The following is a 19,942-nucleotide window of genomic DNA, read 5'->3' on the forward strand; positions in this document are numbered from 1 at the left end:
AGATTCGAAGCTGTACAAGTCAAATTATTTGTATAGGTTTTTGAAGTGCTCGCGATGTAGGTCGCTGACCCACCGCATTCGCGAGCAAGCCCACTTCCACAGGGGATCTACTTCCAGCCCAATAGCCAGGCGTCGCTGTTTTTCAGGGTTTGCCAATCCAGCCGTTCACTGCGCTGCGTCAACACCGCCTGCAACTCAACCGCCAGCACCGTGCCGTCCTCAGCCCGGAACAGCTCGGTCACCAGAAAATGTTTTTCGCGGTTTTGCGGTTGGGCTGCTGTCCATTTCGACAGCAGCAATTTCCCCGGATTGATGCGATTCACTGCAGGTGCGCGTGCAAGCGGCGGGCGGCTTCCTGGCCGCTGAGCCACGCGCCTTCGACGCGACCGGACAGGCACCAGTCGCCACACACATAAAGACCCAGATCGGCATCCGCCAACACGCCCCATTCATGACTGCTGGCAGGGCGGGCATAGAGCCAGCGGTGGGCGAGGCTGAAGGTCGGTGCGGGCATCGCGCTGTGCAGCAGCTCGGCGAAGGCCCCGTGCAGTTGCTCGATCACGGCTTCCTTGGACAGGTCGATATGTTGCCGGCTCCAGGCGCTGGTGGCGTGCAATACCCATGTGTCCAGCGTGTTGTCGCGCCCGGGTTTGCTGCGGTTGCGGGCCAGCCAGTCGAGCGGACTGTCCTGCACGAAGCAGCCTTCCATGGGCGTATCCAGCGGGGTGTCGAAGGCCAGGGCGATCGCCCAGGTCGGGTCCATTTTGACCCCGGCAGCGGCTCCTGCGAGTTTCGGCGCGGAGGCCAGCAATGCGGTCGCCTGAGGCGCCGGTGTCGCGATGACTACGTGGCTGAAGGGACCGTGGGTGAAGCCTTCGGCGTCTTGTAGATGCCAGTGTTCTTCGCCGCGATAGACCTCGGTGATCCGGCAGGCGAAATGCACTTCAAGATCCCCGAGCAGCGCGCGGGTAATGGCGCTCATGCGGGGCGTGCCGACCCAACGGGTTTGCTCATCCGGCGACAGGTTGAGCTGGCCGCCCTGGAACGTATAGAGCTGCGGCGTCCATTCGGCGACCCATCCATTGGCTTGCCAGCGCTGCACTTCGGTGACGAAGCGCCGGTCACGTGCCGTGAAATACTGCGCACCCATGTCCAGAGCACCGGCGTCACTGCGCTTGCTCGACATGCGTCCGCCGCTGCCACGGCTTTTATCGAAGAGTTGAACGACATGCCCGGCCTCCGTCAGGGCCTGGGCGGCTGAGAGTCCGGCGATGCCGGTGCCGATGATTGCGATAGGTACAGTCATAGGGGCCTCGTTTACCTTTCTGTACAGACTACGCCGTGGATTAAACCTGTACAATATTGTTTTTTGGTATAACTTTTAGCGTTCTTGTTCTGACAGCTTGGCCTATTGTTAAACACAGACCCTGCCCGATACCAAAGATCCCTGCTTATAAAAATAGACTAGTGATCACGGTAAAACGCCACGCGAGGAAGAAGTCATGCACATATTGCTGACCGGCGGTACTGGTTTGATAGGACGTCAACTCTGTCATCACTGGTTGAGTCAGGGACATCGCCTTACGGTCTGGAGTCGCACGCCGGCAAAAGTCGCGAAAATCTGTGGCGCTCAGGTGCGAGGCATTGCCCGTCTCGAAGACCTTGGCCAGGAACCGCTCGATGCGATTATCAACCTGGCCGGCGCGCCGATTGGTGATAGTTGGTGGACCCACAAGCGCAAAACGCTTTTGTGGAGCAGCCGCATCGGCCTCACCGAATCCCTGCTGGCCTGGCTCGAAACCCGTGAGCAAAAACCTGAATTGCTGATCTCCGGTTCTGCGGTCGGCTGGTATGGCGACGGTGGCGAGCGTGAGTTGACCGAAGAGTCGCCGCCCGTAATCGATGATTTCGCCAGCCAGTTGTGCATTGCCTGGGAGGAAACCGCCCAGCGTGCTGAAGCCTTGGGCATTCGGGTGATTCTGGTGCGCACCGGGTTGGTCGTGTCCGCCGAGGGCGGCTTTTTGTCGCGGCTGTTGCTGCCGTTCAAACTCGGGCTGGGCGGGCCGATCGGCAACGGTCGGCAGTGGATGCCGTGGATTCATATCAAGGATCAAATCGCCCTGATTGATTTTCTTCTGCATCGCATTGATGCCAGCGGTCCATATAATGCCTGCGCGCCCAAACCGGTGCGCAATCGCGAATTCGCCAAGACGCTGGGCAGCGTATTGCACCGCCCGGCGTTCATGCCCATGCCGGCCCTGGCGCTGAAGGTTGGCCTAGGCGAAATGTCGCTGCTGTTGCTGGGCGGCCAGAAAGCCGTGCCGGCCCGCTTGCTGGCAGCGGGTTTCACTTTCCAGTTCACCGATTTACGCGCGGCGTTGGACGACGTGTCCAGCCGCCTCTGAAATAGGACGTTGCATGACCGATCACGCGTTGCTTCTGGTCAACCTGGGCTCACCGGCCTCCACTTCGGTGGCGGATGTGCGCAGCTACCTCAATCAATTTCTGATGGACCCGTATGTGATCGACCTGCCATGGCCGGTGCGACGTTTGCTGGTGTCGCTGATCCTGATCAAGCGCCCGGAGCAGTCGGCCCACGCCTACGCTTCGATCTGGTGGGAGGAGGGCTCGCCGCTGGTGGTGCTCAGCCGGCGCCTGCAACAGGCCATGACCGCTCGCTGGACCCACGGCCCCGTGGAGCTGGCGATGCGTTACGGCGAGCCGTCGATTGAATCGAAATTGCTGGAACTGGTCGCCCAGGGCCACAAGCGCATTACCCTCGCGCCGCTTTATCCACAGTTTGCCGACAGCACCGTGACCACGGTGGTCGAAGAAGCCCGGCGCGTGATTCGGGAGAAGAAGCTCAGTGTGCAGCTCTCGATTCTGCAGCCGTTCTACGACCAGCCGGAATACCTCGATGCGCTGGTGGCCAGTGCCAAGCCGTACCTTGAGCAGGATCATGATCACCTGTTGTTGAGTTTCCATGGTTTGCCGGAACGGCACCTGACCAAGCTCGATCCGACCGGCCAGCATTGCTTCAAGAATGAAGACTGCTGCAAGAACGCTTCGCCGGCCGTATTGGCGACCTGCTACCGCGCCCAATGCCTGCGCACGGCGGCGGAGTTTGCCAAGCGCATGGGCTTGCCGGAGGGCAAGTGGTCGGTGTCGTTCCAGTCGCGACTGGGCCGGGCGAAGTGGATCGAACCCTACACCGAAGCACGCCTCGATGAGTTGGGCAAAAGTGGCGCGAAGAAGATCCTGGTGATGTGCCCGGCGTTCGTCGCCGATTGCATCGAGACCCTGGAAGAAATCGGTGATCGCGGGCTGGAGCAGTTCCGCGAAGCGGGAGGGGAGGAGTTGGTGCTGGTGCCGTGCCTCAACGATGATCCGCAATGGGCGAAGGCGTTGAATGCGTTGTGCGAGCGAGCGCCGTTGGCCTTGTAAACATCACACAGAATGTGAGGCAGGCTTGTTGTGGCGAGGGGGCTTGCCCCCGTTCGGCTGCGAAGCAGTCGTAAATGCAGCAAACGCGGTGAGTCTGATGGTTCACCGTTGCAGGATTTAGGGCCGCTTCGCGACCCAACGGGGGCAAGCCCCCTCGCCACAGAAGGTTGTGTCGGCTTTAGAGCAAAGGCTCATCCGCCTTCTTGTGCTTCCAGCTGTCATTGCCCGGCAGCAACAGGTTCAGCGCAATCGCCACCACCGCGCACAGCGCGATGCCTTTGAGGCCGAAGTCGTCCGGACCGGTGCCGGTGCCGACCAGTACACCGCCAATCCCGAACACCAGGGTCACCGACACAATCACCAGATTGCGCGCCTCGCCCAGGTCGATCTTGTGGCGAATCAGCGTGTTCATGCCCACTGCCGCAATCGAACCGAACAACAGGCACAGAATCCCGCCCATCACCGGCACCGGGATGCTTTGCAGCAGCGCACCGAACTTGCCGACGAACGCCAGGCTGATGGCAAAGATCGCCGCCCAGGTCATGATTTTCGGGTTGTAGTTCTTGGTCAGCATCACCGCGCCGGTCACTTCGGCGTAGGTGGTGTTGGGTGGACCGCCAAACAGACCGGCAGCCGTGGTGGCAATGCCATCGCCGAGCAGGGTGCGGTGCAGGCCGGGTTTCTTCAGGTAATCGCGACCGGTCACGCTACCGACCGCAATCACGCCGCCGATGTGCTCGATGGCCGGGGCCAGCGCCACCGGAACGATAAACAGAATCGCCTGCCAGTTGAATTCCGGCGCGGTGAAGTGCGGAATCGCAAACCACGGTGCGGCGGCAATCTTCGCGGTATCGACCACGCCGAAATAGAACGCCATCGCAAAACCGACCAATACGCCGGAGATGATCGGCACCAGGCGGAAAATCCCTTTGCCGAACACAGCGACGATCAGCGTGGTCAGCAGTGCGGGCATCGAGATCAGCATCGCGGTCTGGTAATGAATCAGCTCGGAACCGTCGCCAGCCTTGCCCATTGCCATGTTGGCGGCAATTGGCGCCATGGCCAGGCCGATGGAGATGATCACCGGACCAATCACCACCGGTGGCAGCAAGCGGTCAATGAACCCGGTGCCTTTGATCTTCACGGCCAGGCCGAGGAAGGTGTAGACGAAACCCGCCGCCATCACGCCGCCCATGGTCGCCGCGAGGCCGAACTGGCCCTTGGCGAGAATGATCGGGGTGATAAAGGCAAAGCTCGAAGCCAGGAACACCGGGACCTGACGCCCGGTGACGATCTGGAACAGAATCGTCCCCAGACCTGCGGTGAACAGCGCCACGTTCGGGTCGAGGCCGGTAATCAGCGGCATCAACACCAGGGCGCCGAACGCCACGAACAGCATCTGCGCACCCGACAGCACTGTGCGCCAGAGCGGATCGTTGAACTCATCCTGCATGCTCAAGCGTCCTTCTGCTTGGTGCCGAAGATCTTGTCACCGGCATCGCCCAGGCCCGGGATGATGTAACCGTGCTCGTTGAGTTTTTCGTCGATGGACGCGGTGTAGATCATTACGTCCGGGTGCGCTTTCTCGACGGCGGCGATGCCTTCGGGAGCGGCGACCAATACCATCGCGCGGATGTCCCGGCAGCCGGCCTTTTTCAGCAGGTCGATGGTCGCGACCATGGAACTGCCGGTGGCCAGCATCGGGTCGATGATCATCGCCAGGCGCTCGTTGATTTCCGGCACCAGTTTTTCCAGGTAGGTATGGGCCTGCAGGGTTTGTTCGTTGCGGGCCACGCCCACGGCGCTGACTTTGGCGCCCGGGATCAGGCTCAGCACGCCTTCGAGCATGCCGATACCGGCGCGCAGGATCGGCACCACGGTAATCTTCTTGCCGGCGATTTTCTCTACCGACACGGTGCCGGCCCAACCTTCGATATCGTAGGTTTCCAGCGGCAGGTCTTTGGTGGCTTCATAGGTCAGCAGGGCACCGACTTCCTGAGCGAGCTCACGGAAATTCTTCGTGCTGATGTCTGCGCGGCGCATAAGGCCAAGTTTATGACGGATCAGCGGATGGCGGATCTCTTGGATGGGCATGGGGAAAGGCTCCGGCGGCGGGCAAAAAAACCGGCCTAGATTAATCTATCCGAGGGTGTTGTCCTATAGACATAAGGTACGTTAGTCCACAAACGCTTGATCTGACCGAGCGGGATGCGTACCTTTGCCCGCTTTTCCCGAATCCCGTCCCCCTGGAGAGCGCCATGTCTGCTGATCTCGAGCATATCCGTCAAATCATGCGAGAGGCTGACTGCCTGTACACCGAAGTTGAAGTCGAGGCGGCCATCGCCCGTGTCGGTGCACACATCAACGAGCAACTGGCTGACACCAACCCGGTGGTGTTCTGTGTGATGAACGGCGGGCTGATTTTCGCCGGCAAGCTGCTCACCCATCTGCACTTCCCGCTGGAAGCGTCCTACCTGCACGCTACCCGTTATCGCAACGAAACCAGCGGCGGCGACCTGTTCTGGAAAGCCAAGCCGGAAGTTTCGTTCCTTGATCGCGACGTGCTGATCATCGACGACATCCTCGATGAAGGTCACACCTTGGGCGCGATCATCGACTACTGCAAACACGCCGGCGCCCGTGCCGTGCACACCGCCGTATTGATCGACAAGGACCACGACCGCAAGGCCCGCCCGGACCTGAAAGCCGATTTCGTCGGCCTGCCGTGCATCGACCGCTATATCTTCGGTTATGGCATGGACTACAAAGGCTACTGGCGTAATGCCAATGGGATTTTTGCCGTTAAAGGAATGTAATCAATGGCCACGCCGAGCTTTCTGGATCAAACGCTGTTTACGGAGTTGGCCGGGAAAGCGGCGAGCAACCCACGTGGCCGGCAGCATCACAACTTCCACCAAATGGAAGAGCCCTGCCACCGGATGGCGGTGGGGTTGCAGCCGAGCACGTACATCCCGCCTCATCGGCACCTGAGCGCCGACAAGGCAGAAACCCTGGTGGTGGTACGCGGCCGTCTCGGCCTGCTGATTTTTGATGAGTCGGGTCAGGTGACTGATAAGCGTGTCCTGCAGGCCGGTGGCGATTGCCTGGGAGTGGACTTGCCGGCAGGCATTTATCACGGCCTGGTGGTGCTGGAGGCTGATAGCGTGATGTTTGAATGCAAGGCCGGCCCTTTCCGTCCGATTGGTGAGGGTGAGCTGGCGCACTGGGCGCCGCGTGAAGGCGAGGCGGGTGTGGCCGAGTATCAGGCCTGGATGCGCGCACAGTTCGACTGATCTCCACCCGGTGGGAGCGGACTTGCTCGCGAAAGCGGTATATCAGCCGCATTAATGTTGACTGACACACCGCTTTCGCGAGCAAGCCCGCTCCCACAGGGATCGGTGTTCACAGATTCACTTTCGCAGACCCCATGCTAGAGTGCTCGGCCCCGCCCTCCGGAGCCTGTCATGAGCCTTTTGATCCGCAGCTGCGCCGCCCTGTTGCTGACCCTCAGCCTGCCCCTGGCTGCCGCTCCGGCGCCGATGCACGGGCAATTCCTGCCGCCGGACGACCTGACCCTGCGTGACGCCGAACCGGAGCAACAGCAACTGTTGCAGGTCACTGACTATTCCGTGGTGGTGGGCAGCCAGCGTCAGTCCACCCAACAGCCGATACCGGTGACGTCGCCGCTGCTGATCCGCCTCAAGGGCAAATCCTTGAACAAGGGCGCGACCATCAGCCAGGTGCTGGTCAACTTCGATGGCGAAAGCAAAAGCCTGAAAAAGCCGATCTACGATGAAAAGAGCAAAACGCTGACAATGTTTTACCCGCTGGCGCAGTACCGGGTGGTGATCGATTTGCTGCGCAATGACACGGTGTATTGCCAGTTCCTCAGCTACGCCAACGGTCATGTCTGGGCCGATCTGCACACCGGCAGCGTTCGCGCGCGTTGAGCCCGGCGGCCAGAGGGGGGTAAACTGCCCGCCCCGTGAAATGTCTGCGAGCTGGAGTCGGCAATGCGTAAAGATAAGAAGCAAGTGATTGGTGACGAGATCGGCGATGAGCAGATCAAACTGTTTCTCGATTTTGAACCGGTCGACGCCACTTCGCCGTCCCTGCACAAATTGATCAAGGCCTATCGCGGCTTGCGCATCGACGACTTCGAGCGCTTCCTGACGTTTTTTGTCGAAGCCGGGTACGACCTGGACGGCAAGGATGAGCACGGCAATGACTTCGTCGCGGTGATCAAGGATCAGCGCAATGCGGCCGAGTACATCGAGTTGATTGCCAAGGCGCGCGGTTAATTCCAGAGACATCGATTGTTTGCGCTGGCCCCTTCGCGAGCAAGCCCGCTCCCACATTTGGAATGCATTTCCCTGTGGGAGCGGGCTTGCTCGCGAAAGCGGTATAACTGACACCGAAGATCTTGCGCCATCAGAATCAGCGCCCATAAAAAAACGCCCCGCTCTCAACGAGAGCGGGGCGTTTTTTGTGGGACCGAATCAAGCGTAGCTTTCGGTCTCGTTACTGGCTTCAACCAGTTCCAGCGCGACGTTGTTGTGCGCATTGATCTTGCGATACAGCGCCGCGTCGGTTTCCAGGACCTTTTCCCGAGCCGGGAAGATTTCCGCCAGTTTGGCCGCCCATTCACCGGACGCTTTGTTCGGGAAGCATTTTTCGATCAGTTCCAGCATGATCGAAACGGTCACCGAAGCGCCTGGCGAAGCGCCGAGCAGTGCAGCAAGAGAACCGTCCTTGGCCGCAACCAATTCGGTGCCGAACTGCAGAACGCCACCCTTTTTCGGGTCTTTCTTGATGATCTGCACCCGTTGGCCGGCCACTTCCAGGCGCCAGTCTTCGGCTTTCGCCTCCGGGTAGAAGCGACGCAGGGATTCCAGGCGCTGCTCCATCGACTGCATCACTTCGCTGACCAGGTACTTGGTCAGGTCCATGTTGTTTTTCGCCACGGCCAGCATCGGCCCGATGTTGCCGGCGCGAACCGACAGCGGCAGGTCCATGAAGGAACCGTGCTTGAGGAACTTGGTGGTGAAACCGGCATACGGCCCGAACAGCAGGGACTTGTTGCCATCGACCACTCGGGTGTCCAGGTGCGGCACGGACATCGGTGGCGAACCCACCGCCGCCTGGCTGTAGACCTTGGCCTGGTGGTGCTTGACCACTTCCGGATTGTCGCAACGCAGCCACTGGCCACTGATCGGGAAGCCGCCGAAGCCTTTGCTTTCTTCGATGCCCGACGCCTGCAGCAATGGCAATGCCGCGCCGCCCGCGCCGAGGAACACGAACTTGGCGTCGACTTCACGGGTGTTGCCGCTGTTGACGTCCTTGATGCTGACGGTCCAGCCGCCGTTGTTACGCTTCAGGCCGGTCACTCGCTTGCAGTACTTGACCTGGGCATCGGGTGCGCTGGTCAGGTGCTTGAGCAGTTGATTGGTCAGGGCGCCGAAGTTGACGTCGGTGCCGTTCATCACGCGGGTGGCGGCGAGGACTTCGTCAGGCGAGCGGCCCGGCATCATCAGCGGCATCCACTCGGCCATCTTGGCCTTGTCTTCGGTGTATTCCATATCGGAAAACGCGTGGTGCTTGCTCAGCACGTCGAAGCGCGACTTGAGGAAGGACACGCCGCTGTCACCCTGCACGAAACTCAGGTGCGGCACCGGGCTGATGAACGACTTGCACGAGCCGAAGGTGCCTTTCTTGGTCAGGTACGACCAGAACTGCTTGGACACCTCGAACTGCGTGTTGATGTGCACGGCTTTCTTGATGTCGACATTGCCGTCGGCGGCCTGGGGTGTGTAATTGAGCTCACACAGCCCGGCGTGACCGGTCCCGGCGTTGTTCCACGGGTTGGAACTCTCCGCGGCACCGGAATCCATCAGCTCGACGACTTCCAGCTTGATCGCGGGGTCGAGCTCTTTGAGCAGTACAGCGAGGGTGGCACTCATGATGCCGGCCCCAACGAGTACTACGTCGACTGCTTCGTTATGCGCCATTTAACGCGTCTCCAAAATCTGCAGCACCAAATTGTCGGCATGGCTGCCAGGCGTTCCGGGGCGTGTCAGTGATGCCCCACGTACCCATGGCAGTGTCGCCATGTCCGAATCTTCGCAATTTTTCGCAACTTCGACGGACGCTACCGGCTGGGTTAATGAGCCCTATGAACTCATTTCAACGCGCAACTGGCAATTCGACTTATGGTCGAGACATCCGTTTGTGCAACCAAATCCGTAGCGGACAGGCTTCAGGCTCCGGTGTTCGAGGAGTACTCGGTCCTGTGTCGTTGGGCTGTTTCAGACGCTAATGGTGCATGTTCAGACGCAAAACTATTCATTTGCTCGCCACACTCTTGTGAAGTTGTGAAAACCCGTTTTTTTCACGCTCTTTTGAAGACGTGAACCTCAAAAAAGGGCTGTCCCAGCCTGGCACCGTGCCCGGATAGATTGCCGCCATGGGATACATGACAGGCAAAACGGGCAAACAGCTCAGTGACCGAGCGTAATGACAGCTCTGCAGATTCGCGAAAAGTGGGGGTTTTGCTCAAGGAACAGCAAGCGCGCCAGCTTCACTCGATCTGTGTGGGCGGCTCTCTGTGGGCGGTGCGGGGTGCCAATACCGAGGCATTGACGATGCTGCGAGGCCCGATCAGGAGACGTCCTTATAATCGGGGGGAGATTGTATCTAAGAAACGCAGGGAAATGGTCGTGAATAATGACTTTTATTAGGCGTCTGGTCAGATGGACAACAGCGCCTGTACCCGTGAACGAGGCTGATGCTGCCGCACGCGGGCGCTAGGGGGCAGGGGATGGTGCAACCAGTTGAGGCGGATTTCTTCGATTTCGACCCAGCCATCGCCCATGGGCTGCAGGCTGCATTGCTTGAATGCCTGGCAATGGCCGTTGCGATCGAGCAAGGCAAAACTGCGATGCAGCGGGCGTGGCGCGAACAACGAGATCAGATAACGCATGGCGAAGTACCTTGTGGGGTGACTGCTGTGAAGGTTGCCAGCAGGCCGTGACGTGAAAGTGTATGGGCGATGACAGATGTGTGACAGGAACCGCGGTCTGAGAGGTTTGTCAGAGATTTCAGTAATCGTTGAAGTCCCCTAGTTCGCTGCAGTGGCCCACCGCTATACTGCGGGCCTGTTTGTGCCTGATTCTGGAGAGAAGAGCATGTTGCAACGCCTGTTGTTCGGTTTGATCACTGTGACCGGTTTGACCCTGGCCGGCTGCGCCCACAGCCCGCAACAACTGAGCCCGGAACCGAAGCTGACCACTCAGCTGGCGCCGGTTGGCCATGGCCAGCAAGTGGTGGTGCGTGTGGTGGACGGTCGTCCGTCGCCAACCCTGGGAACCCGTGGCGGTCTGTACCCTGAGACCAGCGCGATCACCGTGCAGGGCGCGCAGATCCTGCCGAAGCTGCAAGCCCAGGCCGAAGCCGCCGTGCGTTTACTGGGCTTCACCCCGGTGTCCAACGGCATGAACGCGCCGCAGTTGACCGTGACCCTGGCCGAACTGAAATATCAGTCGCCCAAAGAAGGCATGTACGTGACTGAAGCCACCATCGGCGCGACCTTCCGCTCTGACGTGCAGAATGCCAACCGTCGCTACAGCGGCCGTTACGGTGCGTCCCTGGACCAGCGTTTCGGTATGGCGCCGAACCAGGAAACCAACACCAAACTGGTCAGCGATGTATTGAGCGATGCCCTGACGCGTCTGTTCAAGGACCCGACAGTGGGTCAGATCCTCGGCGAATAAGTTTTCGCCAGATACAAAAAAGCCCGGCGCCAGTGATGGCCCCGGGCTTTTTCATGCCCACCGGTTTCGCACCATCCCTGTGGGAGCGGGCTTGCTCGCGAAAGCGGTGGATCAGTTGCATTGATGTCGACTGACATTCCCCCTTCGCGAGCAAGCCCGCTCCCACAAGGGGATCTGCGTTGTCACGCGGCGTCGGAATAAAAATCCAGCACACTCACGCCCGTCAGCAAATCCGTCTCCGGCAAGTCCGCATGTTGATGCCCGCCCAATGCGCAATACACCAGCCAGTGGCGGTCCTGGACGTTGAAGGCGAGGCTGCCAACGAGATTCTGCTGTTCGTCGCTTTGGGCGATGAGGTAGAGGCGGTCCTGGTTTTCGGCGTGCAGCATGGTGTGCTCAGTGTCGGTTTCGAGGGGCGACAGACTGGCGCATTCAGATGACGGTGCTGTGACGCCGGACAGGAATCGGCCAAGTGGTTCGTCATTTGTCGCACGCTTTCGGTAGAATCCGCGCCGCAGTCGTCGGTCCGGCGCCTGCTACCTTAGTTTTGCCGAGGTCCGTGATGTCGTTGCATTTGATTTCGTTGTTTACCAACCATCCCGCCAAGTTGATCAACCTGTTGGCCTTGCTGCTGGCGTTCCCGGGCAGTTGGCTGCTGCATGCCACTCGCCGCCGCGAACAACGCGCGCTGGCGATTCTTGAGGCCGCTACCCAGAACCGTCGTATCGATGACGCGACGTTGATGCTCGATGGCGCCACCCAACGCATGAACCGGTTTTTCTATCGATTCGGTTTTGCCTGCCTGGGCGTGGCGCTGATCGTTTCGTGGATCAGCACACAGTTTTGAGCCTTTAAATGCAAAAGATCGCAGCCTCGTTGCACTCGACAGCTCCTACAGGATGAATCCGATCCTGGGTAGGAGCTGTCGAGTGCAACGAGGCTGCGATCTTTTGATCTTGCTTTAAAGCGGCAACCCAGCCTTCACACGGTACTGATTGCGCACCGGCTTCGCATATTGCAACACCAGGAACGGACGATGTTCCTCAGGGCAAGCCTCCAGCCGGCGCTGCCATTCTTCCTGAGCCTTGGCCAGTTCATCCGCAGCAAACACGTCGGCGGCTTTCGGCACTTGAAGCTGTGGATCAGCATCCTTCCACTGCGCATACGCTAGGTAGTGCACTGGGAACAAGCGGTAACCACCGAGAATCTGCTTGTCCATCTCGATCGCCAATTGCTTGGTGTCGTCGAACAGCTCGGTGATCGGCTTGGCAAAGTTCACGTGGACCCGACCCTTGTAGCCGGTGATGCCCTTGGCAATGCTCACGTCGTCTTCACCCGGCACTTTGCTGTAGCTGCCGGTGGTGGCGCGGATAAACAGTTCGCGGGCCTTGGCCTGGTCGCACGGGTCGTATTCGTAGCTGATCGACACCGGGGTCACGTTCAGCGATTGAATGACCTCGCCGAACGGCTCGTCCTTGCGACTCATGTGGAACATCTTGAGGATCGCCGACTCGGTACGGTCGTCGCCATCCTTGGCCCGGCCTTCGGCCTGGGCGATCCAGATCGAGGCGCAATCGTTGCGGATCGAGTGGTTGATGTAGGCCGACAGTAGCTGATAAGCCGCCATCTTCTCGCGGCGACCGGTGATCGAACGGTGCACGATGAAGCTCTTGTTCAACCGCATCAAATCGCTGACAAACGGCTTTTGCAGCAGGTTGTCGCCAATCGCGATGCGCGGGGTCGGCAGGCCGGCGTGGTACACGGCATAGTTGACGAAGGCCGGGTCCATCACGATGTCGCGGTGGTTGGCGATGAACAGGTAGGCACTGCCGGACTTGAACTGCTCGACACCGGTGTAGGTCACGCCGTCGGTGGCGCGCTCGATGGTGTGGTCGACGTAAACCTCGACTTTGTCCTGCAATGTAGCCACCGAGTTGACGCCGGCGAACTCACGGCGCAGCCGATGAGCTATAAGAGGTTTGAGCATCCAGCCGAAGGCACCGGCATAACGCGGGAAGCGGAAGTGGATGAGGATGTCTAGAAATGCCTTGTCGCCGAGCAGCCGGTCCAGCACTGCAGGGACTTCGCTGTCGTCGTAAGGTCGGATGGCATCGAATTCGCCCATCATGCTCTCTTGTTAGAAACGGCTAGGGTAAGTAAAGGTTTTGATCGAAAACCAACGGGGCACGGTCTGAAAAGGTAGCCAGACAAAAATAGCCCTGCAAATAGACCGGCGATTATACGCACAAGTCACCTGGGAGACCGCGATGCTGGAAACCGAGCGCTACGAATGTCCGTATTGTGGTGAAGAGGCCGAGGCCGTGCTGGATTTGTCTGGCGGCGATCAGATCTATATCGAGGATTGTCCGGTGTGTTGTCGTCCCATCACGTTTGTCCTGCAAACCGATGGGCAGGAATGGTTGCTCGAAGTTCACAGCGAAAATGAATGAAAGGGGCATCCGATGCAGCGAATCTACGAACCGGAAAACCTGATGGAAGGCGAGTTGCTGCAAGGAATGCTGGCCAGCGAGGGCATCAAGGCACATCTTGAGGGGCGGGATTTGCTCGGGGGCACCGGCGAACTGCCGATCTTCGGCCTGCTGGGTTTGTCGGTGGATAACGACCAGGCCGAATACGCCCGGGAGCTGATCACCGCTTACAATGCCGCGCTGCCGATGCCCGGTGATGAACCGGAAAGTTTTCCCGGCACCCTGGTCTGTTAGGCTGACGTTCGTTTTATCAAGAGTCGTGTTGCCCCATGTGTGGACGTTATGCCCTGTTTCGCTGGAACCCCGCCTTCGCGGCCCTGCCTGGCTTTCCTGCCGATCAGTTGGCCCAGTGGAATATTTCTCCCAACGATTCGGTGTTGATGCTGCGTGCCGGCCCGGACGGTCAGCGCGAACTGGCCCGTGCCCGCTGGGGCCTGACGCCGCCGTGGCTGACCGACTTGTCCCGCACCCCGGCCCATGCCCGGGCCGAAACCGTGGCCGAACAGCCGATGTTTCGCCAGGCCCTGCGCGAGCGTCGCTGCCTATTGCCGGCCAATGGTTTCTACGAATGGCGCGGCACCACCCGCAAGCGTCCGTATTGGCTGACTCCGGGGGAGGGCTCGGCGCTGTTTTTCGCGGCGATCTGGGAGGCATATCCGGTGCAGGAGCAGGTGTGGTTGAGCACCGCAGTGATCACGCAACCGGCGGCGAGCCAGCGTCGGCCGTTGATTCTGGATGAGGCGGGGCAAGCCGCGTGGCTCGATCCCGAGACGCCGTTGCATGTGTTGCAAGGGTTGCTGGCCAGTGAACCTGCGGCGTTGCGCGAGCGGGTGTTGGCGAATCTGGTGAATGATCCGAAGCTGAATGGGCCGGAGTGTTTGACCCCTGGCTGATTCAGCGTTTGTGCTGGCCTCTTCGCGAGCAAGCCCGCTCCCACATTGGATCTCCAGTGTTCACACATTTTGTGTTCACAGAAAATCCCCTGTGGGAGCGGGCTTGCTCGCGAAGGGGCCTTCAGATCAAACCTTGAACTGATTGATCAACCGCCGCTGCTGTTCCGCCAACTTGGTCAGATCCGCACTGGCCGCACTCGATTCATCCGCGCCACCGGCCACTTCATTGGCCACTTGCCCGATGTTGATCACGTTGCGGTTGATGTCATCCGCCACCGCGCTCTGCTCTTCGGCCGCACTGGCAATCTGCGTATTCATGTCGTTGATCACCGACACTGCCTGAGTAATCGTCTCCAGCGCTTCGGCCGCTTTCGCCGCGTGCTGTACGCTTTCGTCGGTGCGGTTCTGGCTGTCTTCCATGACCCGCACCACATCGCGGGTGCCTTGTTGCAGCTGCTGGATCATGGTCTGGATTTCTTCGGTGGCCTTCTGGGTCTTTTGCGCCAGGTTGCGCACTTCATCGGCCACTACCGCAAATCCACGACCCTGCTCACCGGCGCGCGCCGCTTCAATCGCCGCGTTCAACGCCAACAGGTTGGTTTGCTCGGCGATCCCGCGAATCGCGGTGAGGATGGCGTTGATGTTCTCGCTGTCCTTGGCCAGGGTTTGCACCACGCTGACAGCCTTGCCGATTTCCACGGCCAGCACGCCAATCGAATTCGACGTATCGCGCACGATCTGCATGCCTTGGGCCGCTGCCTTATCCGCATGGCTGGCAGCCTGCGCGGCCGACGTCGCGTTGCGCGCCACGTCCTGGGCGGTCGCGGTCATTTCGTGCACCGCTGTGGCCACTTGATCGATCTCGGCCATCTGTTTATGCACGCCGATGTTGGTGCGGATGGCGATGTCGGCGGTGTGTTCCGACGAGTCGCTGACGCTCTGCACCGACGTCACCACCTGAGTGATCATCACCTGCAATTTGGCGAGGAAGGTGTTGAAGCCCTTGGCGATCGAGCCCAATTCGTCGGCGCGGTCGCTGGTCAGACGGCGCGTCAGGTCGCCTTCGCCCTGGGCGATGTCGTCGAGCATGGCCACCATTTGCTTGAGCGGACGAGCGATGCCGTGGCCCACCAGCCAGATCACCAGCAAGCCGACACCGGCGATCAGCAGACCCACCATGGCCATGCCGAAGGTGTCGGATTTGCGCTGTTTATCCAGGTCGCCCTGGAGTGTTTGCAGGTCCGCCATCACCGCGTTCAGCGGCAGTTGCAGCATCAGGGTCCAGCGGGCGTCGGTCTGTCCGATGCCGAAGGGCAGGTACAACTCGATCCGGCCCTGGGCCTTGTCGACGGTGTAGGTCACTTCGCCGCGCTTGAGATTGGCCATATTGGCAATCTGTTGGCTGTCGAGGATATCGCTGACCTTCTCGCCGAATTTGCTCGGGTCCTTGGTGTAGGCAACGATCCGGCCATTGCCGCCGATCAGTGCCATTACGCCGGAGCCGCCATACAGTTTCTGGTTGGCGCCCAGGAGCATTTCCTGGATGAAGTTCACCGACAGGTCGGCGCCGACGATGCCCTGGAAGGCGCCGTTGAGCATGATCGGTTCAATAAAGGAGGCGAGCATGACGATTTTGTCGCCGACCTTATAGGGCGCCGGATCGATCACGCAGGATTTATTGGTCTCTTTCGAGCACAGGTAGTACTCACTGGCGCGAATGCCGGTGGACAGGGTTTTCTGGTCGTCGACGTCCACCAGTTTGTCCAGGCCCAGGCTGCCGTCCTCGTTGCGGAACCACCACGGCAGGAAGCGCCCGTTGCTGGCGTCGATGCCGACCACTTTGGTGTCGACGTAGGCCGCATCATTGTGGTCCAGTGCGTTTTTTTCCCAGCCGATGTAGGTGCCGAGAATTTTCGGGTTCTTGGTGACGTTTTCCTTGATCAGGCTGATCAACTGTTCACGGTTGAGGCTCAGTTGCGGCTGGCCATCCGCCCCAGGTGTGCCGATCAGCTCGTTGACCCGCACCAGCCCACCGGCAATCAGCAGCGGCGCTTCGAGTTCGCGCTGAATCTGGCTGACCTGGGTTTGCGCCAGGGAAGTCAGGCGCTGCTCGATGACTTGCTCGAACTGGGCCTGGGTCCGTTCCTGGACCATGTCTTGCGTCCGCGCACCGGAAAACAGCGCGTACAGCACCAGGGCCGCCACGACACTGAGGACAATGGCGCCGGCAAGGGCCGCTACGGAAAACTGGATCGACTTGAATTTCATGGGTGCTCCGCACGCAAGAGGACGTCTGCGCTGTTGTATCGGCCGGGAAATTGGAGTCCATGAGCGGGTAATGGCGAAATGACTGTTTTGGAGCGCTGGATGTCGTAAATGAAGCGTCGTGGGCGCGGGGGGCGGGGATATGTGAATTTTTTCCTACGAAGATCGACGTCTTTTCTGAAAGTGCGTGCTACACGTCTGTTGTATCTGGCGCCGATACAATTCCGCGCCTAGGATACGCGGCATGTTTTCAGGGAGCTATTTGATGAACAAGACATTGGTTGTAAGTGCACTGAGCGCAGCCTTGCTGCTGGCCGGTTGTCAGTCGGTCAATACCACCAGCGGCGGAGCCGTCGGCGTTGAGCGCAAACAGTACATGTTCAGCATGTTGTCCTCGGATGAGGTCAACCAGATGTATGCGCAGTCCTATCAGAAGACAGTAGGCGAGGCGACGACCAAAGGTGTGCTGGACAAGACCAGTACCGATGCCAAGCGCATCCAGGCGATTGCCGATCGGCTGATTGCCCAGGCGCCGAACTTCCGTCCGGATTCGGCCCAGTGGAAGTGGGAAGTCAACCTGATCAAGAGCGATGAACTCAACGCCAACTGCGGTCCTGGCGGCAAGATCATTTTCTACACCGGGCTGATCGACAGCCTGAAACTCACCGACGATGAAATCGCCGCGGTCATGGGTCATGAAATTGCCCACGCCCTGCGCGAGCATGGTCGTGAGGCGATGTCCAAGGCCTATGGCATCGAGATGGCCAAGCAGGGCGCTGGTGCCTTGTTCGGTCTGGGCCAGGACAGCCTGGCTCTCGCCGATACCGTGGCCAACTACGGCATGACCTTGCCGAACAGCCGCGCCAATGAAAACGAGGCCGACCTGATCGGCCTGGAACTGGCGGCCCGCGCCGGCTACAACCCGAATGCCGCGATCACCTTGTGGAACAAGATGAGCAAGGCCTCGGAAGGTTCACCACCGGAATTCATGAGCACGCACCCGGCGTCGGCCAGTCGTATTTCCTCGTTGCAGGCGGCGATTCCTAAAGTGATGCCGTTGTACGAGAAAGCTTCGAAATCCTGATAGAGATGTAGCGAGGCTGCTGACGCCTTCGCGAGCAAGCCCGCTCCCACAGGGGATTTTTTGTGACCACACTATTTGTGAACACCGGAGATCCAATGTGGGAGCGGGCTTGCTCGCGAAGAACGATTACGCGGTACTACTGACTAACGCGTCAAACCCACCCACTGCTCTGCATCGCCTTGTACACCGCGACAATCGCCAATACGAAGAACGCCGACGCCGCCAGTCGACGGATCAACGTCAGTGGCAGTTTGTCCGCTGCAAAGTTGCCCGCCAGTACCACCGGTACGTTGGCAATCAACATCCCGGCGGTGGTGCCGATGATCACCAGCCACAGGTCCGGGTATTGCGCGGCGAGCATCACCGTGGCGACTTGGGTTTTGTCGCCCATTTCCGCTAGGAAGAACGCGATCAGCGTGGTCAGGAACGGCCCGAATTTGCGCGCGGTGCTGGCTTCGTCGTCGTCCATCTTGTCCGGCACCAGGGTCCACAGCGCCGTCGCGGTGAAGCTCGCGGCGAGGATCCAGTGCAGCGTCGCATTCGAGAAGAAACTGCCGAACCAGGCACCGACCGCACCGGCTGCCGCATGGTTGGCCAGGGTCGCGGCAACGATGCCTGCGATGATCGGCCAGGGTTTGCGAAAGCGAGCCGCAAGAATGAGCGCGAGCAGTTGCGTCTTGTCGCCGATTTCGGCCAAGGCAACGATTGCGGTGGGAACGAGAAGTGAATCCAGCATCAGGGTTTTCCTAAGGGGCGGGTCGACACGGCTATGACACGTACAGCCTTCCCGCCCCGGGTAAGGTGTTCGTGTCATAGGTCTTGTCAAACCCTGGCGATCCGTCTGTGCGGACGCTTGGGTCGCATACGCCATGGTCTGTTGACCAAGTATGTTGACGTATGCCGGACGAGCATGGCGCTCGTGGGAGACTACTCCCCTAGGACGGAGCGGATTCTGCCTAGGCAAATCCGATTGGGCAAGAACAAATTTCTAGCCGCGTTTGGCCCGGTAGATTCTGAAACCCTGTCCTTCTGCCTTGATCGCGCACACCCCAAGGTGCTCTTCGATCAGCGGCTGATACTTCAGGAAGCTGTTGGCGACCAAGCGCAGTTCGCCACCGTTTTTCAGATGTTTGGCTGCTTTTCGCAGCAAGTTCTCGGTTGCGAAATAATCGGTATGCACGCCGACATGGAACGGCGGGTTGCTCAAAATCGCACTCAAACCCATCGGCGCCGCATCGATACCGTCACCGGTAATCACCTCGGCTTCCAGACCGTTGGCAGCCAATGTCAGGCGACTGCTGGCGGCGGCAAACGCATCGACGTCGAGCAGCGTCACCTGATTGTGCGGATAACGACGCTTGACCGCCGCCCCCAATACACCGGCGCCGCAACCGAAATCCAACAAGTGGCCGCTCGGCAACTTGTCCAGATGTTCCAGCAACAGGGCGCTGCCCCGGTCCAGGCGACCGTGGCTGAACACCCCCGGCAGGCTGATGACTTTCAACGGCCCTTCGGCGAGTGGCAGTTCGTATTCCTGGGCCAGGCTTTCCAGGGACTTGGCTTCTGGCGCATTGGCCACGGTGACCTGCCACAACTGGCAATGCCGTGCGCTGTCGAGTTTGCGTGGTTTACCGAACGGGTTCAGCTGCTTGGCCGCGCCTTCGATGCCGCTGCGTTTTTCACCCACCAGGTACAACTCGCGACCGGCCAGCCGTGAGGCGAGGGCGTTGAGGATGTAGTCGGTCAGGTCCTTGGACTTGGGCAGGAACACCACGGCGGTTTCGAACTCGCGCTCGGGCGCATTCACGCCGAACTGGCTGCGCTCGGCAAAGCGTGCGTCGAGCGCCGCTTGATCGCCGGCATGCCAGCACCAGCCATGGGCCTCGGGCAGGCGACCGAGCAAATCGTCGGCGGGTAAACCGGCCAGCAACACCGAACCCTGGAATAACTCGGCCTGACGAAGCAGTACTTCACTGCGCGGATCCATACTCTGCTCCT

General features: G+C 59.8%; 23 protein-coding genes and 1 riboswitch. Of the genes, 12 read left to right on the forward strand and 11 right to left on the reverse strand.

All coding sequences use genetic code 11. The annotated features are described in order from the left end of the window. Positions 1 to 107 precede the first annotated feature (107 nt). Positions 108 to 323 carry a TIGR02450 family Trp-rich protein gene (locus ACIQY3_RS31350; protein WP_403027785.1) on the reverse strand — a complete coding sequence of 72 codons (216 nt, stop codon included), beginning with the start codon at positions 321 to 323 and terminating at the stop codon, positions 108 to 110. Then, positions 320 to 1,306, reverse strand: coding sequence for an NAD(P)/FAD-dependent oxidoreductase (locus ACIQY3_RS31355; RefSeq protein WP_403027787.1), 987 nt, complete (start codon positions 1,304 to 1,306; stop codon positions 320 to 322). The genes ACIQY3_RS31350 and ACIQY3_RS31355 overlap by 4 nt, the downstream gene beginning before the upstream one ends. Positions 1,307 to 1,502: 196 nt before the next feature. Between ACIQY3_RS31355 and ACIQY3_RS31360 the strand changes: the two genes are divergently transcribed. Together ACIQY3_RS31360 and hemH are read left to right on the forward strand one after the other, a co-directional pair. Further along, on the forward strand, positions 1,503 to 2,405 hold the full coding sequence (locus ACIQY3_RS31360) for a TIGR01777 family oxidoreductase (RefSeq protein ID WP_403027790.1): 903 nt from the start codon (positions 1,503 to 1,505) through the stop codon (positions 2,403 to 2,405). A 13-nt stretch (positions 2,406 to 2,418) separates the two neighbouring features. After that, positions 2,419 to 3,444 carry a ferrochelatase gene (gene hemH, locus ACIQY3_RS31365; protein WP_403027793.1) on the forward strand — a complete coding sequence of 342 codons (1,026 nt, stop codon included), beginning with the start codon at positions 2,419 to 2,421 and terminating at the stop codon, positions 3,442 to 3,444. A gap of 178 nt (positions 3,445 to 3,622) precedes the next feature. On the opposite strand, the gene ACIQY3_RS31370 is transcribed toward hemH, so the two are convergent. Together ACIQY3_RS31370 and upp are read right to left on the reverse strand one after the other, a co-directional pair. After that, positions 3,623 to 4,897 (reverse strand): uracil-xanthine permease family protein, encoded by a 1,275-nt coding sequence (locus ACIQY3_RS31370; RefSeq protein ID WP_054613540.1) that lies wholly within the window; start codon positions 4,895 to 4,897, stop codon positions 3,623 to 3,625. Between the two features lie 2 nt (positions 4,898 to 4,899). Beyond that, positions 4,900 to 5,538 (reverse strand): uracil phosphoribosyltransferase, encoded by a 639-nt coding sequence (upp, locus tag ACIQY3_RS31375; protein WP_054045646.1) that lies wholly within the window; start codon positions 5,536 to 5,538, stop codon positions 4,900 to 4,902. 164 nt (positions 5,539 to 5,702) lie between these two features. Between upp and ACIQY3_RS31380 the strand changes: the two genes are divergently transcribed. The 4 genes from ACIQY3_RS31380 (at position 5,703) to ACIQY3_RS31395 (ending at position 7,745) form a co-directional block, all read left to right on the forward strand. Next, the gene (locus ACIQY3_RS31380) at positions 5,703 to 6,260 is read left to right on the forward strand and encodes a hypoxanthine-guanine phosphoribosyltransferase (protein ID WP_213942007.1); all 558 of its coding nucleotides are present in this window, start codon (positions 5,703 to 5,705) and stop codon (positions 6,258 to 6,260) included. A 3-nt stretch (positions 6,261 to 6,263) separates the two neighbouring features. After that, a complete protein-coding gene (locus tag ACIQY3_RS31385; RefSeq protein ID WP_403027797.1) occupies positions 6,264 to 6,737 on the forward strand; it encodes a WbuC family cupin fold metalloprotein in 474 nt (157 codons plus the stop codon). A 171-nt stretch (positions 6,738 to 6,908) separates the two neighbouring features. Beyond that, positions 6,909 to 7,394 carry a hypothetical protein gene (locus ACIQY3_RS31390; protein ID WP_403027800.1) on the forward strand — a complete coding sequence of 162 codons (486 nt, stop codon included), beginning with the start codon at positions 6,909 to 6,911 and terminating at the stop codon, positions 7,392 to 7,394. A gap of 63 nt (positions 7,395 to 7,457) precedes the next feature. Further along, positions 7,458 to 7,745: a PA4642 family protein gene (locus tag ACIQY3_RS31395; RefSeq protein ID WP_403027805.1), complete on the forward strand. Its 288-nt coding sequence runs from the start codon at positions 7,458 to 7,460 to the stop codon at positions 7,743 to 7,745. 198 nt (positions 7,746 to 7,943) lie between these two features. On the opposite strand, the gene mqo is transcribed toward ACIQY3_RS31395, so the two are convergent. Next, complete coding sequence (gene mqo, locus ACIQY3_RS31400) at positions 7,944 to 9,452, reverse strand: malate dehydrogenase (quinone) (protein ID WP_403027808.1); 1,509 nt, start codon at positions 9,450 to 9,452, stop codon at positions 7,944 to 7,946. A 737-nt stretch (positions 9,453 to 10,189) separates the two neighbouring features. Then, positions 10,190 to 10,423 (reverse strand): hypothetical protein, encoded by a 234-nt coding sequence (locus ACIQY3_RS31405; protein ID WP_054045638.1) that lies wholly within the window; start codon positions 10,421 to 10,423, stop codon positions 10,190 to 10,192. A gap of 205 nt (positions 10,424 to 10,628) precedes the next feature. Here ACIQY3_RS31405 and ACIQY3_RS31410 point away from each other — a divergent pair, with 205 nt between their 5' ends. Then, positions 10,629 to 11,213 carry a YajG family lipoprotein gene (locus ACIQY3_RS31410; protein ID WP_123509216.1) on the forward strand — a complete coding sequence of 195 codons (585 nt, stop codon included), beginning with the start codon at positions 10,629 to 10,631 and terminating at the stop codon, positions 11,211 to 11,213. Between the two features lie 182 nt (positions 11,214 to 11,395). Here the strand turns inward: ACIQY3_RS31410 and ACIQY3_RS31415 are convergent, their stop codons facing one another. Then, positions 11,396 to 11,602 carry a hypothetical protein gene (locus ACIQY3_RS31415; RefSeq protein WP_403027812.1) on the reverse strand — a complete coding sequence of 69 codons (207 nt, stop codon included), beginning with the start codon at positions 11,600 to 11,602 and terminating at the stop codon, positions 11,396 to 11,398. A gap of 173 nt (positions 11,603 to 11,775) precedes the next feature. On the opposite strand from ACIQY3_RS31415, the gene ACIQY3_RS31420 reads away from it, so the two are divergent. Then, positions 11,776 to 12,060, forward strand: a complete 285-nt coding sequence (locus tag ACIQY3_RS31420) for a hypothetical protein (RefSeq protein WP_123509217.1) — start codon at positions 11,776 to 11,778, stop codon at positions 12,058 to 12,060. A gap of 114 nt (positions 12,061 to 12,174) precedes the next feature. On the opposite strand, the gene ACIQY3_RS31425 is transcribed toward ACIQY3_RS31420, so the two are convergent. Next, positions 12,175 to 13,338, reverse strand: coding sequence for a 1-acyl-sn-glycerol-3-phosphate acyltransferase (locus tag ACIQY3_RS31425; RefSeq protein ID WP_403027815.1), 1,164 nt, complete (start codon positions 13,336 to 13,338; stop codon positions 12,175 to 12,177). Between the two features lie 142 nt (positions 13,339 to 13,480). On the opposite strand from ACIQY3_RS31425, the gene ACIQY3_RS31430 reads away from it, so the two are divergent. The 3 genes from ACIQY3_RS31430 to ACIQY3_RS31440 are packed head-to-tail and all read left to right on the forward strand — an operon-like array spanning position 13,481 to position 14,595. After that, positions 13,481 to 13,663 carry a CPXCG motif-containing cysteine-rich protein gene (locus ACIQY3_RS31430; protein WP_403027818.1) on the forward strand — a complete coding sequence of 61 codons (183 nt, stop codon included), beginning with the start codon at positions 13,481 to 13,483 and terminating at the stop codon, positions 13,661 to 13,663. A 12-nt stretch (positions 13,664 to 13,675) separates the two neighbouring features. Next, the gene (locus tag ACIQY3_RS31435; RefSeq protein ID WP_403027821.1) at positions 13,676 to 13,936 is read left to right on the forward strand and encodes a putative signal transducing protein; all 261 of its coding nucleotides are present in this window, start codon (positions 13,676 to 13,678) and stop codon (positions 13,934 to 13,936) included. A gap of 35 nt (positions 13,937 to 13,971) precedes the next feature. Next, positions 13,972 to 14,595: an SOS response-associated peptidase gene (locus ACIQY3_RS31440; RefSeq protein WP_403027823.1), complete on the forward strand. Its 624-nt coding sequence runs from the start codon at positions 13,972 to 13,974 to the stop codon at positions 14,593 to 14,595. A gap of 126 nt (positions 14,596 to 14,721) precedes the next feature. Here ACIQY3_RS31440 and ACIQY3_RS31445 read toward each other — a convergent pair whose 3' ends face one another. After that, entirely contained in the window at positions 14,722 to 16,863 is a 2,142-nt protein-coding gene (locus tag ACIQY3_RS31445; protein ID WP_403027826.1) for a methyl-accepting chemotaxis protein, read from the reverse strand. 262 nt (positions 16,864 to 17,125) lie between these two features. On the opposite strand from ACIQY3_RS31445, the gene ACIQY3_RS31450 reads away from it, so the two are divergent. Continuing rightward, positions 17,126 to 17,944 (forward strand): M48 family metallopeptidase, encoded by an 819-nt coding sequence (locus tag ACIQY3_RS31450; RefSeq protein WP_403027828.1) that lies wholly within the window; start codon positions 17,126 to 17,128, stop codon positions 17,942 to 17,944. A 151-nt stretch (positions 17,945 to 18,095) separates the two neighbouring features. On the opposite strand, the gene ACIQY3_RS31455 is transcribed toward ACIQY3_RS31450, so the two are convergent. Continuing rightward, positions 18,096 to 18,680, reverse strand: a complete 585-nt coding sequence (locus ACIQY3_RS31455; protein WP_054045620.1) for a TMEM165/GDT1 family protein — start codon at positions 18,678 to 18,680, stop codon at positions 18,096 to 18,098. 89 nt (positions 18,681 to 18,769) lie between these two features. Then, positions 18,770 to 18,892: riboswitch (yybP-ykoY riboswitch) on the reverse strand. Positions 18,893 to 18,932: 40 nt separating this feature from the next. Further along, positions 18,933 to 19,931: a methyltransferase gene (locus tag ACIQY3_RS31460; protein ID WP_403027830.1), complete on the reverse strand. Its 999-nt coding sequence runs from the start codon at positions 19,929 to 19,931 to the stop codon at positions 18,933 to 18,935. Positions 19,932 to 19,942 lie beyond the last annotated feature (11 nt).

The sequence above is a fragment of the Pseudomonas sp. NPDC096950 genome (genome assembly GCF_044762525.1).
Taxonomy (GTDB): Bacteria; Pseudomonadota; Gammaproteobacteria; order Pseudomonadales; family Pseudomonadaceae; genus Aquipseudomonas.

Excerpts from the sequence above, each read along its gene's own strand:
- ACIQY3_RS31385 (WP_403027797.1), top strand. The coding sequence starts at position 6,264 with ATGGCCACGCCGAGCTTTCTGGATCAAACGCTGTTTACGGAGTTGGCC.
- ACIQY3_RS31395 (WP_403027805.1), top strand. The coding sequence starts at position 7,458 with ATGCGTAAAGATAAGAAGCAAGTGATTGGTGACGAGATCGGCGATGAG.
- ACIQY3_RS31405 (WP_054045638.1), bottom strand. The coding sequence starts at position 10,423 with ATGCGTTATCTGATCTCGTTGTTCGCGCCACGCCCGCTGCATCGCAGT.
- hemH (WP_403027793.1), top strand. The coding sequence starts at position 2,419 with ATGACCGATCACGCGTTGCTTCTGGTCAACCTGGGCTCACCGGCCTCC.
- ACIQY3_RS31435 (WP_403027821.1), top strand. The coding sequence starts at position 13,676 with ATGCAGCGAATCTACGAACCGGAAAACCTGATGGAAGGCGAGTTGCTG.
- mqo (WP_403027808.1), bottom strand. The coding sequence starts at position 9,452 with ATGGCGCATAACGAAGCAGTCGACGTAGTACTCGTTGGGGCCGGCATC.
- ACIQY3_RS31410 (WP_123509216.1), top strand. The coding sequence starts at position 10,629 with ATGTTGCAACGCCTGTTGTTCGGTTTGATCACTGTGACCGGTTTGACC.
- ACIQY3_RS31425 (WP_403027815.1), bottom strand. The coding sequence starts at position 13,338 with ATGGGCGAATTCGATGCCATCCGACCTTACGACGACAGCGAAGTCCCT.
- ACIQY3_RS31380 (WP_213942007.1), top strand. The coding sequence starts at position 5,703 with ATGTCTGCTGATCTCGAGCATATCCGTCAAATCATGCGAGAGGCTGAC.
- ACIQY3_RS31370 (WP_054613540.1), bottom strand. The coding sequence starts at position 4,897 with ATGCAGGATGAGTTCAACGATCCGCTCTGGCGCACAGTGCTGTCGGGT.
- ACIQY3_RS31430 (WP_403027818.1), top strand. The coding sequence starts at position 13,481 with ATGCTGGAAACCGAGCGCTACGAATGTCCGTATTGTGGTGAAGAGGCC.
- ACIQY3_RS31415 (WP_403027812.1), bottom strand. The coding sequence starts at position 11,602 with ATGCTGCACGCCGAAAACCAGGACCGCCTCTACCTCATCGCCCAAAGC.
- ACIQY3_RS31355 (WP_403027787.1), bottom strand. The coding sequence starts at position 1,306 with ATGACTGTACCTATCGCAATCATCGGCACCGGCATCGCCGGACTCTCA.
- ACIQY3_RS31445 (WP_403027826.1), bottom strand. The coding sequence starts at position 16,863 with ATGAAATTCAAGTCGATCCAGTTTTCCGTAGCGGCCCTTGCCGGCGCC.
- ACIQY3_RS31360 (WP_403027790.1), top strand. The coding sequence starts at position 1,503 with ATGCACATATTGCTGACCGGCGGTACTGGTTTGATAGGACGTCAACTC.
- ACIQY3_RS31440 (WP_403027823.1), top strand. The coding sequence starts at position 13,972 with ATGTGTGGACGTTATGCCCTGTTTCGCTGGAACCCCGCCTTCGCGGCC.
- ACIQY3_RS31460 (WP_403027830.1), bottom strand. The coding sequence starts at position 19,931 with ATGGATCCGCGCAGTGAAGTACTGCTTCGTCAGGCCGAGTTATTCCAG.
- ACIQY3_RS31455 (WP_054045620.1), bottom strand. The coding sequence starts at position 18,680 with ATGCTGGATTCACTTCTCGTTCCCACCGCAATCGTTGCCTTGGCCGAA.
- ACIQY3_RS31420 (WP_123509217.1), top strand. The coding sequence starts at position 11,776 with ATGTCGTTGCATTTGATTTCGTTGTTTACCAACCATCCCGCCAAGTTG.
- ACIQY3_RS31450 (WP_403027828.1), top strand. The coding sequence starts at position 17,126 with ATGAACAAGACATTGGTTGTAAGTGCACTGAGCGCAGCCTTGCTGCTG.
- upp (WP_054045646.1), bottom strand. The coding sequence starts at position 5,538 with ATGCCCATCCAAGAGATCCGCCATCCGCTGATCCGTCATAAACTTGGC.
- ACIQY3_RS31390 (WP_403027800.1), top strand. The coding sequence starts at position 6,909 with ATGAGCCTTTTGATCCGCAGCTGCGCCGCCCTGTTGCTGACCCTCAGC.